The organism is Moorena sp. SIO3A2 (assembly GCF_010672265.1).
Lineage (GTDB): Bacteria > Cyanobacteriota > Cyanobacteriia > Cyanobacteriales > Coleofasciculaceae > Moorena > Moorena producens.
In genome coordinates, this window is record NZ_JAAHHC010000013.1 from 1 (window position 1) to 15,392 (window position 15,392).

At 43.6% G+C, this 15,392-nt stretch carries 15 protein-coding genes; 11 read left to right on the forward strand and 4 right to left on the reverse strand.

What is annotated here, in order from left to right; genetic code table 11:
* Nucleotides 1-198 (forward strand): transposase (locus tag F6K64_RS16380; protein WP_287265468.1); only part of this gene is annotated, 198 nt, incomplete at its 5' end.
* 270 nt (nucleotides 199-468) lie between these two features.
* On the opposite strand, the gene F6K64_RS16385 is transcribed toward F6K64_RS16380, so the two are convergent.
* Both F6K64_RS16385 and mutL read right to left on the reverse strand, forming a co-directional pair.
* The gene (locus F6K64_RS16385) at nucleotides 469-1,071 is read right to left on the reverse strand and encodes a type IV pilin-like G/H family protein (RefSeq protein WP_008184668.1); all 603 of its coding nucleotides are present in this window, start codon (nucleotides 1,069-1,071) and stop codon (nucleotides 469-471) included.
* Nucleotides 1,072-1,561: 490 nt separating this feature from the next.
* Complete coding sequence (mutL, locus tag F6K64_RS16390) at nucleotides 1,562-3,331, reverse strand: DNA mismatch repair endonuclease MutL (protein WP_287265834.1); 1,770 nt, start codon at nucleotides 3,329-3,331, stop codon at nucleotides 1,562-1,564.
* A gap of 529 nt (nucleotides 3,332-3,860) precedes the next feature.
* Here mutL and F6K64_RS16395 point away from each other — a divergent pair.
* From F6K64_RS16395 to F6K64_RS16410, 4 genes are all read left to right on the forward strand, one after another.
* Entirely contained in the window at nucleotides 3,861-4,025 is a 165-nt protein-coding gene (locus F6K64_RS16395; protein WP_154659798.1) for a hypothetical protein, read from the forward strand.
* 615 nt (nucleotides 4,026-4,640) lie between these two features.
* On the forward strand, nucleotides 4,641-8,195 hold the full coding sequence (locus tag F6K64_RS16400; protein ID WP_287265835.1) for an AAA-like domain-containing protein: 3,555 nt from the start codon (nucleotides 4,641-4,643) through the stop codon (nucleotides 8,193-8,195).
* A gap of 285 nt (nucleotides 8,196-8,480) precedes the next feature.
* Entirely contained in the window at nucleotides 8,481-8,651 is a 171-nt protein-coding gene (locus F6K64_RS16405; RefSeq protein ID WP_154659799.1) for a hypothetical protein, read from the forward strand.
* Between the two features lie 97 nt (nucleotides 8,652-8,748).
* Nucleotides 8,749-8,889 carry a hypothetical protein gene (locus tag F6K64_RS16410; protein ID WP_287250290.1) on the forward strand — a complete coding sequence of 47 codons (141 nt, stop codon included), beginning with the start codon at nucleotides 8,749-8,751 and terminating at the stop codon, nucleotides 8,887-8,889.
* A gap of 106 nt (nucleotides 8,890-8,995) precedes the next feature.
* On the opposite strand, the gene F6K64_RS16415 is transcribed toward F6K64_RS16410, so the two are convergent.
* On the reverse strand, nucleotides 8,996-9,250 hold the full coding sequence (locus F6K64_RS16415; RefSeq protein ID WP_008184674.1) for a hypothetical protein: 255 nt from the start codon (nucleotides 9,248-9,250) through the stop codon (nucleotides 8,996-8,998).
* Nucleotides 9,251-9,582: 332 nt separating this feature from the next.
* Here F6K64_RS16415 and F6K64_RS16420 point away from each other — a divergent pair, with 332 nt between their 5' ends.
* The 5 genes from F6K64_RS16420 (at nucleotide 9,583) to F6K64_RS16440 (ending at nucleotide 14,009) form a co-directional block, all read left to right on the forward strand.
* Nucleotides 9,583-9,804: a hypothetical protein gene (locus F6K64_RS16420; protein WP_287265837.1), complete on the forward strand. Its 222-nt coding sequence runs from the start codon at nucleotides 9,583-9,585 to the stop codon at nucleotides 9,802-9,804.
* A 147-nt stretch (nucleotides 9,805-9,951) separates the two neighbouring features.
* A complete protein-coding gene (locus F6K64_RS16425) occupies nucleotides 9,952-10,788 on the forward strand; it encodes an esterase/lipase family protein (RefSeq protein ID WP_229414322.1) in 837 nt (278 codons plus the stop codon).
* A gap of 51 nt (nucleotides 10,789-10,839) precedes the next feature.
* Nucleotides 10,840-13,248: a tetratricopeptide repeat protein gene (locus F6K64_RS16430; RefSeq protein ID WP_287265877.1), complete on the forward strand. Its 2,409-nt coding sequence runs from the start codon at nucleotides 10,840-10,842 to the stop codon at nucleotides 13,246-13,248.
* A 395-nt stretch (nucleotides 13,249-13,643) separates the two neighbouring features.
* Nucleotides 13,644-13,814: a hypothetical protein gene (locus F6K64_RS16435; RefSeq protein WP_287265838.1), complete on the forward strand. Its 171-nt coding sequence runs from the start codon at nucleotides 13,644-13,646 to the stop codon at nucleotides 13,812-13,814.
* Nucleotides 13,815-13,841: 27 nt separating this feature from the next.
* Nucleotides 13,842-14,009 (forward strand): DUF4351 domain-containing protein, encoded by a 168-nt coding sequence (locus F6K64_RS16440; protein ID WP_008180046.1) that lies wholly within the window; start codon nucleotides 13,842-13,844, stop codon nucleotides 14,007-14,009.
* 241 nt (nucleotides 14,010-14,250) lie between these two features.
* On the opposite strand, the gene F6K64_RS16445 is transcribed toward F6K64_RS16440, so the two are convergent.
* Nucleotides 14,251-15,096, reverse strand: a complete 846-nt coding sequence (locus tag F6K64_RS16445; protein ID WP_287265839.1) for a Uma2 family endonuclease — start codon at nucleotides 15,094-15,096, stop codon at nucleotides 14,251-14,253.
* Here F6K64_RS16445 and F6K64_RS16450 point away from each other — a divergent pair.
* The gene (locus tag F6K64_RS16450) at nucleotides 15,095-15,232 is read left to right on the forward strand and encodes a hypothetical protein (RefSeq protein ID WP_287265840.1); all 138 of its coding nucleotides are present in this window, start codon (nucleotides 15,095-15,097) and stop codon (nucleotides 15,230-15,232) included. The genes F6K64_RS16445 and F6K64_RS16450 overlap by 2 nt on opposite strands.
* Nucleotides 15,233-15,392: the final 160 nt, after the last annotated feature.

Here is a 15,392-nt window from a genome sequence, read left to right on the forward strand (position 1 = left end):
TATCTTCCCGAGTATAGTCCTGATTATAACTTAATTGAATTGGTTTGGCATTCAGCAAAAGAATATATTGCCAATCGAGTTTTCAAATCAATTGAAGAATTAGAATGTTTGTTAAATCATCTTTTAAATGAAGGAGGGTTAATTATAAAATGGGTACGAAAAATAAAAAACAAAGGCAATGCTGTTATCACAGTTTAAATGCGCAACAGCTTAGTGGCACAGGCTTCGACGCTGTGACGCTGACAGCTGATAGTTGATAGCCTCACAGTTGAATGCTTACAACACACCGAAAACTATCTCCTATTTTTTACTCAAACAACCATTTACGTCTAGTAGAAGCATTCTATCAGGTTCGTCTCATTCGTGCAGACCAACCATGGAATCAAGCAACAGAAACCCTCCGACGGGATCTTTGTGATCACTACCCTGTTTATGGACACTTTGAGTTCACGGCATCTTCTAGAGGAGTTATGAACAGTATTCTTTGGGATTAGCAAGAATCTTAAAAATAAGTGGGATGATTAACTTATTCAAATTATCCGTGTTGATATCTATAGGAATCTTAGGACAGGTCTTAGTCTGACCATCTTGTAAAAACACTACTCCTGCATAAGATTTCAGCTCAGGCTGTTTAGATAAACCTAACAAAACTGAACCATCTAATAATGGCTGAGAAGATAATACTATGTACTGGTATTGTTCAGTCTCATAAGAAAGTGAAAATCCTAATTCTTCTAGGGAATTAGCAAATTCTCCATTAGTGATATAGTATTCATGCTGAAGTTGTAGTAGATTCCGCACCCTAGTAATAGCTTCAACTTCTTTTGCTTTATTAGCTTGTCTAAGCAATGTAGGAAGTGCAATGGCAGACAAAATTCCTATGATAATAATTGCTACAAGCAACTCAAGCAGTGTGAAGCCTTGTTCCTGATTGCTAAAGTTCCAATCATTTTTAGAACGACCTAAACTACTAGGTTGCTGAGTTTTGAGCCAAATCGATAATCTATGGCGAGGCTTGCTCAACTTAAGTTGTTGTGGAAAACCTCTGGCTTGTTTTTTAGTAGACGACATAGTGTTTAAACCCTGACAACTATTGCCATTTTTTATTCATCCTGATTATAGAATTAATTGTCTACCCTCTAGCACCATGACTAAAGACACAATGTCTAGCAGTCATTATATATAGGGTTTATATTTGAGTTGTGAACATACTCCCAAACGCCAAGAAGCAAGAGGCAAAAGGCTAAAGGCAAGAGGGTAAAGAGATCTGAAGTGTATTGTCCAATAAAAAAATACCTCCTAGGTTTACATCTCATTTATAAACGCTATAGATATTTTCTATTCAGTCACTCCCTACACCGAATCGCCTTGGGCGAACAACTGCCTAACCTACCCTACACCGAACGCCTTGGGCGAACAACTTGATAACCTGCTAACCTACCCTACACCGAACGCCTTGGGCGAACAACTTGCTAACCTACCCTACACCGAACGCCTTGGGCGAACAACTTACCAACCTGCTAACCTTCAACTTTCTAACCTTCAACCTGCCAACTCTTCCTTATATCCCATGACTTTTTCCAATTACCCAATGACGGCGGAAAAAACGGGAAAGAGCAGACTCTTTTAAGGATAAATAAATGGGACGCCCGTGGGGACAAGTGCGAGGGTTTCTAGTCTTTTTCCACTGATCTAATAACTGCTGCATTTGTGACAAGCTCAGGGGGATACCATTGCGAATTGCACTGCGGCAGGCAGTTGCTACTTGAGCGGTTTGTAAGTCTCCTCCTAAACTCAGCTCTAATAGGGCTTTGGCACAATCATCTCGTTGACGCAACAGTTCTGGAGCATTCCGTACTGCCCACAGCTCCTCTCCAAAGGGGTCAACTTCTAAACCAATGCGCTGTAGTTGTTCAACCTGCTTAGGAGATAACTGCTGGAGAATGATCGGAGGTTCTAAGGGGACTAACTGCCAGCGATCGCATAATTCTTCATACAACACCCGTTCATGGGCAATGTGCTGTTCAATTAACCAAATACCAGTAGGATGCTCGGCTACAATATACATATTATGAAGCTGAGCCATGGCTCGCAGTTGGATTAGCCCAATATCATCAGTTTTGTTATCAATTTTGCTATCAATTTTGCTATCAGTTTTGTCAGTAATTTCTTGAGTGTCTGGTATCAGTTCAATTGAACGACTAGTGGTGTAACCTCCTCTAGCTTCTGATGTTTTGAGTAACTGTTTTACCCTGTTGGAGTGAATGCTTTCTGGGAGATTGGCTGGGGTGATTCGCAAAGCGTGCTCGATAGCTTCAGCAACTTGCTCTTGCCAGTAAGATACGGAGTGTAAGTAAATTTCGGTCTTTGCTGGATGACGATTCCAGTCGATTTGACTCGGACAAATCCGCAGGTGCAGGAAACAAATGGGATAGCGATCGCGAGGCAAGGTTCGAGCTAATCCTGTGATCATGGTTTGTTCCAATTCATGCGATCGCACAATTCGTCCATTAGTCGCTACCTTTACCCAGTCTGGACGTCTGCGATGGCATCGATCGGGTAATCCTAACACTAGCTCCATCAAACCATTTCCGACATTTCCCTTGGTGCTTTTATCCTGTTGTTGTTCTGTTGCCGAATCCGGTATGGGCACTTCTACCGTTAACGGCTGCAAATCACTTTCCTTTAACTGCTTGATAATTTGAGGCAGAATCTGTTGGGCAGTATGACCAGGACAAAGATTAAACCATGGACGTCCATTTTGCTCCACTTGCCAGCTAACCCTAGGATGACACAGAGCATGTTGATGAATAATGGTTTGGACAGCACGCAACTGTTGTGCCATCGGCGGTAAACCCTGGCGACGCACGGGCAATTTACCAAATAAATTAGACACTATCACAATCGTACCGGGTGCGATCGCAGCAGATTCAATCTGACGCAGTTGACCTTGGGAATTATAGATAACTCGCCACCCCTGACTATTTCCTGGACATCGGCTCAAAACTTCTAACTCTGCCACAGCCGCCAAACTATGCAACGCTTCCCCACGAAATCCCAAACTAGTAATCTTCCACAGATCATCACTACTACAGATTTTGCTAGTACTGTGGGCAAAAGCCGCTTTTTGCAAATTCTTCACCTCCATCCCTGTGCCATTATCTGCCACTCGTACCCGCCATTGCTCAGTCCACAGGGAAACAGTAATCCGAGTTGCCCCAGCATCAAGGGAATTTTCGATCAGTTCTCGCACCACTGCCGCTATTGAATCAATGACTTCCCCAGCAGCAATTAGATGAACTACGTTTTTAGGTAGGGTTTGAATAATCATTTCAGGGAATCGGGAATCGGGAATCGGGAATTGGGAATCGGGAATCGGGAATCGGGAATCGGGAATCGGGAATCGGGAAAAAATTGTACCTCATAAGTATGATAAACGCTATATAGTGAATTTTTAATTAATTTTGTATAAAACACAAAGGACAACAAACAATATTACTATAAATAATGTGATTAAACGGATTTACCTTAGTTCTATATAACCAACGTTATCCATAAGTTAAGAATTTGGAGTATCGCGTCAGTAATATCACTTCAGGAGTATCGCCTCAGGAGTAATTATAAATTATTTACCCAATAATTAGTAATTCATCAGCGTTTTATCAGCCATCCAATTTTCGATTATATCTCAACAATATTGAGAAGTATACTAATTCATTCATTATGGTTATTTATATTAACAATAAAACTGCAAATTTATGACCTATAATTTAAATTTAATGCTATAGTATGTTGTGTATATAATCAAAAGTATTGCTGATATAACATAACCCTAAAAAAACTCCGAATGAGTCTGATAATTGCTAGATGAGGTACAGTCAATTTTCTTCCCCCGACTCCCTCGGTGCGCTTTCCGTAGGCGAATTAAATTCGCCACGGGTCGCACCGCTCCCGATTCCCGATTCCCGTTCCCCTCCTGGGAGGGGTTAGGGGTGGGTTCCGATTCCCTACTCCCTACTCCCTAAGGAAACAATGAACCAACAACGACAAAAACCCCACTACTCAATATGTCAGGGATTCCGTATTCCCATGGGATTTCCGGTAACCTGTTTTGAATCTGGACTGAATTACAATGCTCAAGCGGAGGATAACTTTATTGTTACGTATCCCAAATTTTGATTCCCAGTAAGCATATGCGCTACTTGAGGTGCTACTTGAGGTGCCGTCAGCTGTCAGCCGTCAGCTAAAAGCTCACGCTACTTGAGGTGCTTAAGATAAACCTTGACGGGAGAATTTAATAGTTCAAGATTTTGTAAGCATTCAGCAGTCAGCAGTCAGCAGTCAGCAGTCAGCGGTCAGCGGTCAGCTTATTTTATTCAAAAGCACCGATTGCGCTACGCGCAAGCTGCGCGAACAGTAGGGTGGCACAGGCTTCGACGCTGTGACCTAACCCATAAGCTGATAGCTAATAGCTGAAAGCTGATAGCTAATAGCTAATAGCTGAAAGCTGAAAGCTGATAGCTGATAGCTGAAAGCTGATAGCTGAAAGCTGAAAGCTGATAGCTGATAGCTGATAGCTTAGCTCCCTACTCCCTAAAACCCAGAATAAAAATAGCTCACCCAATTCAAAACTGCTACACATGGACACCTACGAATATCAAGTCGGTGGTAGTTTAAAATTAAATGCCCCTAGTTATGTAGAGCGTCGAGCTGATGCTGAACTTTATAATGCCTTAATTAGGGGTGAGTTTTGTTATGTGTTCAACTCCCGACAGATGGGTAAGTCTAGCTTGCGCTTACGGATCAAGCATCGACTGCAACAGGCTGGTTTTAGCTGCGCTTCTATTGATATGACGCGCATTGGTAGCGAAACTATTACTCCCCAGCAGTGGTATAAGGGATTAGTAGTTGAGTTATTAAGGAATTTCAAACTTTACCGGAAGGTTAATTTAAAAACTTGGTGGCGTGAGCACGATGATTTATCGGAAATCCAGCGATTGAGTCAGGTGATCGAAGAGATTTTGTTAGTTAACCTCAAAAGCGAAAAGATTTTTATTTTTATCGATGAAATCGATAGCGTGATTAGCCTCAATTTCCCGACCGATGATTTTTTTGCTCTGATTCGATCCTGCTATAACCAGCGAGCAGAAAATCCAGACTACAATCGCCTCACCTTTGCTTTATTTGGAGTCGCCACCCCTTCGGATTTAATTTCCCAGAGAAAACGAACTCCCTTTAATATTGGTAACGCTATTGATTTGCATGGTTTTACCCTAGAAGAAGCTCAACCATTAGCATCAGGATTAGTAGGATTAGTAGAGAATCATCAAACTATTCTCAAAGAGATATTGGCTTGGACAGGAGGACAACCATTTCTGACTCAAAAGCTGTGCTATCTGGTGCAGATATCGAATCAAAAGGCAATTAGTGGCTCTCTGACGATTCCCCCTGGTACGGAAGGATTTTGGTTAGAGCAGCTTGTGCGTAAGGAAATTATTGAAAACTGGGAAGCCAATGATCAACCGGAGCATTTACGAACCCTACGGGAACGCATTCTCAGAAATGAACAAGGCTCTAGTCGGTTATTAGCCCTTTATCAGGAAATCTTACAACAGGGAGAAATTGCTGCAGATGATACTCCTGAACAAATAGAATTACGGCTAAGTGGGTTAGTTGTCAAGGAGCCCGGTCAGGATAATAAAACGTCTCCAGTGCTAAGGGTGTATAATCCCATCTACCAGTCTATTTTTAATCAGGATTGGGTTGAGCAAAAATTAGGGAATCTGCGACCTTATAATCAAGCCCTAAACGCTTGGTTAGCCTCCAACCGTGAAGATAATTCTCGGCTGTTGCGAGGACAAGCTTTAGCAGAAGCCTTAAACTGGAAAGTGGGCAAACGCTTGAGTGTAGTAGATGATGAATTCTTAGCTGCTTGTCAAGAATTAAGCTGGGTTGAACAGCAACGGTATTTAGAAGCAGAACGGGCTAAGGAAGCAGAAGCAAGATTAGCAGAACAGAAAAAAAGTGCCAGACGACTCAAGTTCTTGCTAATGGCAGTTGGCACAGCATTGATGGTTTCCACGGGGTTAGGGGTGACCACTTACCTGGGATATAGACGCTCAGCTATTAGCGAAATGAATGCGATCGCAAAATCCTCAGCAGCCCTCTTTGCCTCCAATCAACAATTGGACGCCCTAGTAGAAGCGATCAGAGCCAAGCAACGCTTGAAAAGCTTTGGTAACGCAGACCAGGCTACGGAAACTCAAGTAGAATCGGTGTTAAGACAGGCAGTTTATGGCACTGTTGAATATAACCGCTTAGTAAAGCATAGTAATCAGGTTTGGGCAGTTGCCATTAACCAGGCTGTTAATCTAATCGCTACTGCTAGTTATGATAAAACCATCAAACTCTGGACACTGGATGGTAAACTAATATCTACCCTAAACGGTCATCAAGCTGGGGTTTACGACATTGCCATTAGCCTAGACGGCAATCTGATTGCTTCCGCTAGTGACGACAAAACCGTCAAACTCTGGAAACGCGATAGTCAGGGAACGTTTCAACCCCGACCCTATAAAACCCTCAACGGCCATCAAGCTGGCGTTTATGGTGTTGCCATTAGCCCCGACAGCCAGATGATTGCTTCAGGGTCTGGAGACAAAACCGTTAAGCTCTGGAAAGCTGACGGTACCTTGATTACTACTCTTAAAGACCATAGCGCTACTGTTTATGGAGTGGCCATTAGCCCAGATGGTCAAACCATTGCGTCAGCGTCAGGGGACAAAACCGTTAAACTTTGGGGCTATAATGGGAAATTACTAAGGACGTTTCAGGGGCATAATGACCGCGTTTACAACGTTGCCATCAGCCCAGATGGTCAAACCATTGCGTCAGCGTCAGGGGATAAAACCGTTAGACTTTGGGGTACTGATGGCACTTTACTAAACACCCTTCAGGGCCATAGCGATCGCGTTTACAACCTTGCGATCAGCCCAGATGGTAAAACCATTGCGTCCGCGAGTTGGGACGGAACCGTTAACCAGTGGAGTTGGGAAGGCACATTACTCACTACCCTCAGAGGACATCAAGATTTAGTGTACGGTGTGGCCATTAGCCCAGACGAAAAAACTATTGCATCCGCGAGTTGGGATGGAACGGTCAGGCTCTGGAAACCCGATGGCATCATCCTCACCAGGCTCAGGGGGCATAGTGATTTAGTTTGGGCAGTGGCCATTAGCCCAGACGGAAAAACCATTGCATCGGCGAGTTGGGATCACACAGTCAAACTGTGGAATAAAGACGGTAGCCTACAAACAACCCTAACTGGCCATAGTGCTAGAGTTTCCGGAATAGCGATTAGCCCAGATGGTGAGATGATTGCCTCCGCTAGTGCCGATAACACCATCAAGCTCTGGCACAGAAACGGTAGCTTGCTAAAAACTTTAACAAATCATACCAGCGCCGTTTTAGCAGTAGTCTTCAGCTCCGACGGTGAGATGATTGCCTCTGCTAGTGCCGATAACACCATTAAGCTCTGGAAACAGGACGGTACCTTAATTAATACCCTCAAGGGCCATAGCGATCGCATTGATGGAGTAGCCTTCAGCAAGCGATGCAGCGCGGTCTTGGGGGTTTCCCCCATGAGCGACTGCATCAAGAAAGACGGGACTCTAATTGCTTCCGCCAGTTGGGATAAAACTGTCAAGCTTTGGAAGCCAGACGGAACCTTGATTACTACCCTGAAAGGACACCATGACCGGGTTTACAGCGTTGCCATCAGTCCCGACGGTGAAACCATTGCGTCAGCGAGTTGGGACAAAACCATTAAACTCTGGAAGCGCGATGGTACCTTGATTACTACCCTCAACGGTCATCAAGCAGGGGTATTAGCAGTAGTGTTTAGCCCTGACGGTAACAGAATTGCTAGCGCTAGTTATGACAAAACCGTCAAACTCTGGAAGCAGGATGGAACCCTTTTAACTACCCTGAAAGGACATAGCGATGGCGTCTTAGCCGTAGTTTTCAGCCCAAATGGTGAGATGCTCGCCTCCGCTAGTGGAGACAACACTGTTATTATATGGGATTTAGATCAAGTCCTCGATTTAGATCAGTTACTAATCTATGGTTGCAATTGGATACAAGATTATTTGAACACTAACTCGGAGGTTAATGATGTTTGTCACCCTTTTGAATAGGCAATAGGCATGCTAGCAATAGGCAAGAGTAGATGTAGGGTGGGCAGTGCAACAGACCGATTGATCTGGCTTGGATTTTGCGTAGGTATGCACTGCCCACCAAGAATTAATTACAATCGAACAATTGTTGTTAACTGATACTCAATGGGATTCGGCTTCGCCGACCCTATGCGAACGCATTTAACAATTTCACTAATCATACTAACCGGTTTGATTCTTGTTTGACCCGGTGGTGCGTTACACCGACCGGCTGTAGCAATGCTGAGGACGAGGCAGAAAATGAGGGTGAGCCCGTCTTATCACGCACCCTACGCAACTTTCAACCGAACAACCTTCAACCTTAAACCGAACAACCTTCAACCGAACAACCTTCAACCTTCAACCTTCAACCGAACAACCTTCAACCTTCAACCGAACAACCTTCAACCGAACAACTTTCAACCCCCAAAAAAATAGCCGCAGAAATACTTTCCACGGCTAGAATTTATCTTTATGACTCAACTTTGTAAACCAAACCAGACAACATAATCCGATATGATTAGACCGTAAGCATATGCGCTACGCGCACGCTACGGGAACAGCTATCAGTTATCAGCTTTCAGTTATCAGCTATCAGTTATCAGCTTATGCGCTACGCCAACAGCTTTTGAATAAAACAGGTAACTATTTGTTTAATCTGAGTTATGTCTGCTGACCGCTGACTGCTGACCGCTGACTGCTGACCGCTGACCGCTGACCGCTGACTACTGACTTCAGACCCGATTTTTTTGCCAAGGGGGTAAAACCCCCCATAAGTTAGTTTAACCGATAATTAAGTACTTCGTCATTATCGTAATGAATTCCCCTGGGATCCCAGTGGGCTGAAGGGGGCTCCACTCCGAGATTTCCGCGTAACGCAGTGCATAAAGGGCATACATGGTATTGAGTATTGCCTTACGTGACCCTTTCAAAATGTGCTTAACTGGGTATTTTTTTGGAGAAGGTTCCTGAGGAGTATTACCGGGAGTAGTCTCTTCAGGATTGTTGTTTTCGTTTGGTACAAAGTCTTCAGTCATAATTAAACTCGTGTTTGAAGTTTACAAATATAATCATAACGATTATAGTTAAAATTGTCAAGGAATTTTAGAATTTTTTTTCTGAAGGGGTATTGAAAGAAAATGTACGGAAAAGAAATAGAATTTAGAATTTAGAATTTAGAATTGGGAATTGGGAATTGGGAATCGGGAACAGTTGCGTAGGGTGCGTTAGGGGCGGACTTGCCCTAATTGTTTGCTCAAGCGCCAGCCTTGGTATAGTCCGCCCCGTAACGCACCACCAGGTCAAACAGCAAAAGAATCGTAGGGTGGGCATTGCCGATAAATATCATGATTGAACGGCGATTAATGAAATGGGCAATGCCCACCAATACCCAATCATAATCGGGAATCGGGAATCGGGAATCGGGAATCGGGAATCGGGAATCGGGAATCGGGAATCGGGAATGCCTTCGCTTAGCGTGACATGCAGATCAATCGCATTTTTATTGGAAGTTAATTTACTGATATCATCGGCAACAGTAAGAAAAAAAAATGAAATATATAATAGAAAATGTGATAGGTATATAAAATGAATTGTTATAACTTTTGTTCCCTGTTCCCTGCTCCCTATTCCCTACTCCCTACTCCCTACTCCCTATATTTCCCTGTGTTAAACTAAATCGAGATTGGGTTTCATGCATCTACTGGTTAATGCTATATAGTTAACTGGAGGCTAATCCTTGAGTAAATTGACGGGCTTGATGAAAATCTCAAGCCACCAGGACTCATTGCCCAGTGCGGATATCGTGTTTGTTCACGGGCTGGGAGGGGATGCTAGAAGCACGTGGCATCCTAAGGAAAAACGGGATGATGATGACTTCTGGCCAGTTTGGTTAGAAAACGATCAGCTAGGTCTTAACATCTGGTCTTTTGGGTATAACGCTGAAGCGACAAACTGGAAAAGCAACAGCAGTATGCCGCTCTTCGATCAAGCCAGTAATTTATTAGATTGGTTAGACAGCTGCGATCTCGGCAAGCGTCCACTAGTATTTATTACTCACAGTATGGGCGGGCTTGTAGTTAAAGAGATGCTTAACAGTGCTCAAACTTTTGAAAACCAAGGTATTCTTAAACAGACTAAAGGGATTGTATTTCTAGCTACTCCCCACACTGGTGCTCATCTAGCTAAATTAATTGATAATATTGGCGCTTTTGCACAAACCACAGTAAGTGTCAAAGAACTAAAAGCTCATCACCCTCAGTTACGGAAATTAAATGAGTGGTATCGAGAAAACGTTCGGAGTTTAGGAATTGCTACAAAGGTCTATTACGAAACCCAGCCTTTCAAAGGGATTTTGGTGGTAGACGAAGATAGTGCTAACCCAGGCATTGAAAAAGTTAAGCCGGTTGCCATACCAAAGAACCACATTGACCTATCTAAACCAGAGTCTCAAAACAGTTTGGTCTATCGTGGTGTCAAGAAATTTATTGAGGAATGCCTCAAAACTACTGTACGGCTAAAAGATGACAGCAACGGAACAGTTTATGTTGGCGAGATTCCTATTCATGAGCATTAGCTGAACTCGTCCGACCGGGAACGGACAAAATTAAATCCCCCCAGTAACATTATCAATCGTGGCACTCCCCACTTTGTCGGTAGGGATGCTCAACTTGAGCAGCTCCATCAGGAATTTCAACAGACCAATCAATTAGCAATTTGTGCCATTGCCGGAATGGGCGGTGTGGGCAAAACCGAGTTAGCTCTACAATATGCTCTGAAAAATCAGCACAACTACCCTGGTGGGTTGTGCTGGTTCCCAGTGCGAGGCTTGGATCTCGGGACTCAAGTTGTCAATTTTGCCCGTACTAAATTAGGATTAACCATTCCAGAAGAACTAGAGTTCAACCAACAAGTAGAATACTGCTGGGGGCATTGGCCAGAAGGAACAGCATTGATCGTGCTGGATGATGTGCCTTCTTTCAGCAACGACTACAAACAGAGAATTCAGCCCTACTTACCTCCAGCCCAATCCCGCTTCAAAGTACTGGTCACCAGCCGTCAGCGTCCAGGGGCTTCTTACCGACGAATTGATTTGGATGTGCTATCCCCAGAGGCAGCATTGGAATTATTGCGTTCGCGTAGCGTGGCCTACGGCCAATCGCTTGTTGGAAAAGAGCGCATTGAGAAAGAACCAAACGAAGCAGAAGCCTTATGTGAATGGTTGGGTTATTTGCCTTTAGGTTTGGAGTTAGTCGGACGATATTTAGATATACATCCGAATTTAACCATTGCTAAAGTTCAGAAACGTTTAGAGAAAAAGAAATTAGCAGCTAAGGCATTACTTTATCAAACAGAACAAGGGGAGATCACAGCCCAGTTGGGAGTAGCAGCAGCCTTTGAGTTATCCTGGGAAGATTTGGAAGAGTCTCCAGAAGCCCAACAGTTGGGATGTCGTTTGAGTTTGTTTGCTCCTGCTCCTTTTGATTGGTCCCTAGTAGAGTCTTGTGTTATCGAAACTGAAGATGAGGAGGAATGGGAAGAAGAACAAGAAGAGTTGGAAGAATTACGGGATAGTTTCCTAGTTAATCGTAATCTATTGCAACTGACCGAACAGCAAACTTATCGGCTGCATCAACTAATTCGAGAATTTTTCCAGAGCAAGCTGGCTCAATTACCAGAGGCCGATGGCTACAAGCAAAGCTTTTGTAAGACAATGGTGGCTGTAGCAAAAGAAATTCCTTTTACAGCAACTCTGGAAATCATTGCAGCAGTTAACCCGGCCATCCCTCATTTAGTTGAAACTGCCACAGTCCTAACTGACTGCCTCAGGGATGAAGATTTAATCTGGCCTTTGACTGGGTTAGGAAAATTCTATTACGGTCAAGGTACCTATGACCAGGCTGAACTGTGGTGGAAGCAATGTTTAGAGATAACTAGAACCCGCTTGGGTGAGAACCATCCCGATGTGGCTAGCAGTCTCAATAACCTGGCATTACTCTACTGGTCAATGGGGCGCTATGATCTTGCCGAACCCCTATATAAACAGGCTTTGGAGCTGTATAAGCAGCTGCTGGGTCACCACTATCCCGATGTGGCCACCAGTCTCAACAACCTGGCATTACTCTACTACTCAATGGGGCGCTATGATCTTGCCGAACCCCTATATCAAAAGGTTTTGGAGCTGTATAAGCAGCTGCTGGGTCAAGACCATCCCGATGTGGCCCGCAGTCTCAACAACCTGGCATTACTCTACTGGTCAATGGGGCGCTATGATCAAGCCGAACCCCTCATTCAACAGGCTTTGGAGCTCTTTAAGCAGCTGCTGGGTCACCACCATCCTTTGGTGGCCATCAGTCTCAACAACCTGGGTTTACTCTATAAGTCAATGGGGCGCTATGACCAGGCCGAACCCCTCATTCAACAGGCTTTGGAGATAACAAAGCAAGGGCTCGGTCAAGACCATCCCCATGTGGCCACCAGTCTCAACAACCTGGCTGCACTCTACGACTCAATGGGGCGCTATGACCAGGCCGAACCCCTCTTACAACAGGCTTTGGAGCTGTATAAGCAGCTGCTGGGTCACCACCATCCCGATGTGGCCACCAGTCTCAACAACCTGGCATTACTTTACAAATCAATGGGGCGCTATGAGCAAGCCGAACCCCTCATTCAACAGGCTTTGGAGCTGTATAAGCAGCTGCTGGGTCACGAACATCCCCATGTAGCCACCAGTCTCAACAACCTGGCATTACTCTACTGGTCAATGGGGAGCTATGGTGAGGCAGAACAGCTCTATCAACAGGCTTTGGAGCTATATAAGCTGCTGGGTGACGACCATCCCGATGTAGCCACTAGTCTCAACAACCTGGCATTACTCTACGACTCAATGGGGCGCTATGATCAGGCCGAAGCCCTATTTGTCCAGGCTTTGGAGATTGCAGAACAGAAGTTAGGGTCAAATCATCCTAACACTGTAAGCATCCGTAAGAATCTAGAAAGTTTGCGCGATATAAAAAGGGAACAGGGAACAGAATAAACGATATCCGAATAGTTTTTAATGTTATGGTAAATCAGCAATATTATTCATTAATTAGTTAGAAATACTATATACTGGCTTGGTCTTGCTTTTCCTAAGTGAATGACTAATGAAGAATTTAGAATGTAGAATTAAGAATTTAGAATGAACAAGGTAGAATTTAGAATTAACAAGATAGAATTTAGAATTAACAAGATAGAATTTAGAAGATAGAAGGTATAGCAGTCGCAGTAAAGCTTAAGAGATATTTCTGCTCCCTGCTCTCTACTCCCTGCTCCCTTTCAACCAAAATTATCTGTTCTAAACTATACTTCGGTTCTATAAATTTTAAATTCTAAATTCTAAATTCTAAATTCTAAATTCTTCATTTAATTCAAGCTTATTTTCGGGAGGATATGATGCAGGAGTCAGTAGTTTATCAACGAATTATTCGCCAAGGATTAGAACAAGGATTAGAACAAGGATTAAAACAAGGATTAAAACAAGGATTAGAACAAGGATTAGAACAGGGATTAGAACAAGGAAAGCGCAGCGATGCAGCGCGGTCTTGGGGGTTTCCCCCATGAGCGACTGCATCAAGAAATGAGCTTAATTTGATTATCCGTCAAATTAACCGTCGCTTAGGTAAGATAAATCCCCAATTACAAAATCAAATTGAGCAGTTATCCTTTGAGCAGTTGGAGGATTTAGGAGAAGCGTTGTTAGATTTTGAAACTGAAGTGGATTTGACCAATTGGTTAAACCAGTTAACGGATAAGTAAAATCCCGTTAGGTGTCGCACTCAAAAGCCGTGCCATGGAGAGCTGATAGAGTGGGTAAGGAAAAGCTTTACCCACTCTACTATTGCTACAGCAATCGGGTGCATCTCATATTTGCTGTTTGACCCGGTGGTGCCTTACGGGACGGACTGTCCCAACTAAATTCTAAATTCCAAATTCTAAATTCCAAATTCTAAATTCTAAATTCTAAATTCTAAATTCTAAATTCTAAATTCTAAATTCTTCATTCTTCATTCTCTACTTCCTCAATAGATAAACCTAACGCTGAACTCACTTGCTCCACAGTTAGTCCCATTGCCAATAGCTTAGGAATAGCCTCTCGTTGTGAACGTTCAGCTTGCTCAGCCCGTTGTTTTTCTTGCTCAGCTCGTTGTTTTTCTTGCTCAGCTCGTTCACTGCCCATCAGCAGTAGATTACCTTCGCTATCCCACCACCTTAGCCACAAGTGATTCTGATTAAGATTCTGATATGAGCCTTCCCATACACCTAATTCTACCCCTAACTGTTCAATAGGATAATGTCCCCTTTGATTAGTCTTCATCTGGTGATATTTACCATTAACTAGATGATAGACTTCTAACTCCCCAGTATCAAATATATAGATTCCGTAGTAGGGAATGCGAATAATTTGTTCATAAACCCAGAATTTACCTGGTTTAGTTTTTTCTTCCCCAGTAGCAGATAAAGGAGTAGAATCCCTTTCCTCGTCTCCATTGCCACTAGCAAATTCCAGAGCAATCAGAGGTGCTAGGTGTTCTTGCCAAAGTACATAGGAACGACGAATTTTACCATCTAACAGAGGAGGTACTCCCGGTACATAAAACCAATCCGGAGCTTCTGCTCCTCTTTCTAAAGGTTCTGTGATCCGCCAATAGATACCTGAGTCTTGACCAATAGCGTATTGTCTGTCCGGATGAATTTTCTGGAGAACCGGTTCAATAGAATCAGTTAAAATAATGCTTTGGGGATGCTCATGGAAGTTCTTCACAAATTCGCCATTGGATTCTGGTAGTTGAGTATGATCCGGTAACGAAATAGTTAGACCTGTGCGCTCTAAGCTCTGGGTCATGACAACCTCATCTTGGGAAATGATTTGTAAGCATATGCGCTACGCGCACGCTACGCGAACAGCGGTCAGCCGTCAGCGGTCAGCCGTCAGCGGTCAGCCTTTAGCTGATAGCCGTCAGCGGTCAGCCTTTAGCTGATAGCTGATAGCTGAATACTTACAATGATTTAGGTATACTTACTACTTATTTTAGCAGTTCTAAATACCCAAGAACTGCTAAAATAAGTAGTAAGCATTTAGCTATCAGCCTTGGCCTTGACCTTTGGGTCACCCTACGGGAAACGAGGTTTATTTTAAGC

Coding starts and splice junctions, on each gene's coding strand:
- F6K64_RS16385 (WP_008184668.1), bottom strand. CDS start 1,071: ATGTCGTCTACTAAAAAACAAGCCAGAGGTTTTCCACAACAACTTAAG.
- mutL (WP_287265834.1), bottom strand. CDS start 3,331: ATGATTATTCAAACCCTACCTAAAAACGTAGTTCATCTAATTGCTGCT.
- F6K64_RS16400 (WP_287265835.1), top strand. CDS start 4,641: ATGGACACCTACGAATATCAAGTCGGTGGTAGTTTAAAATTAAATGCC.
- F6K64_RS16410 (WP_287250290.1), top strand. CDS start 8,749: ATGCGCTACGCGCACGCTACGGGAACAGCTATCAGTTATCAGCTTTCA.
- F6K64_RS16415 (WP_008184674.1), bottom strand. CDS start 9,250: ATGACTGAAGACTTTGTACCAAACGAAAACAACAATCCTGAAGAGACT.
- F6K64_RS16420 (WP_287265837.1), top strand. CDS start 9,583: ATGGGCAATGCCCACCAATACCCAATCATAATCGGGAATCGGGAATCG.
- F6K64_RS16435 (WP_287265838.1), top strand. CDS start 13,644: ATGATGCAGGAGTCAGTAGTTTATCAACGAATTATTCGCCAAGGATTA.
- F6K64_RS16450 (WP_287265840.1), top strand. CDS start 15,095: ATGACAACCTCATCTTGGGAAATGATTTGTAAGCATATGCGCTACGCG.
- F6K64_RS16445 (WP_287265839.1), bottom strand. CDS start 15,096: ATGACCCAGAGCTTAGAGCGCACAGGTCTAACTATTTCGTTACCGGAT.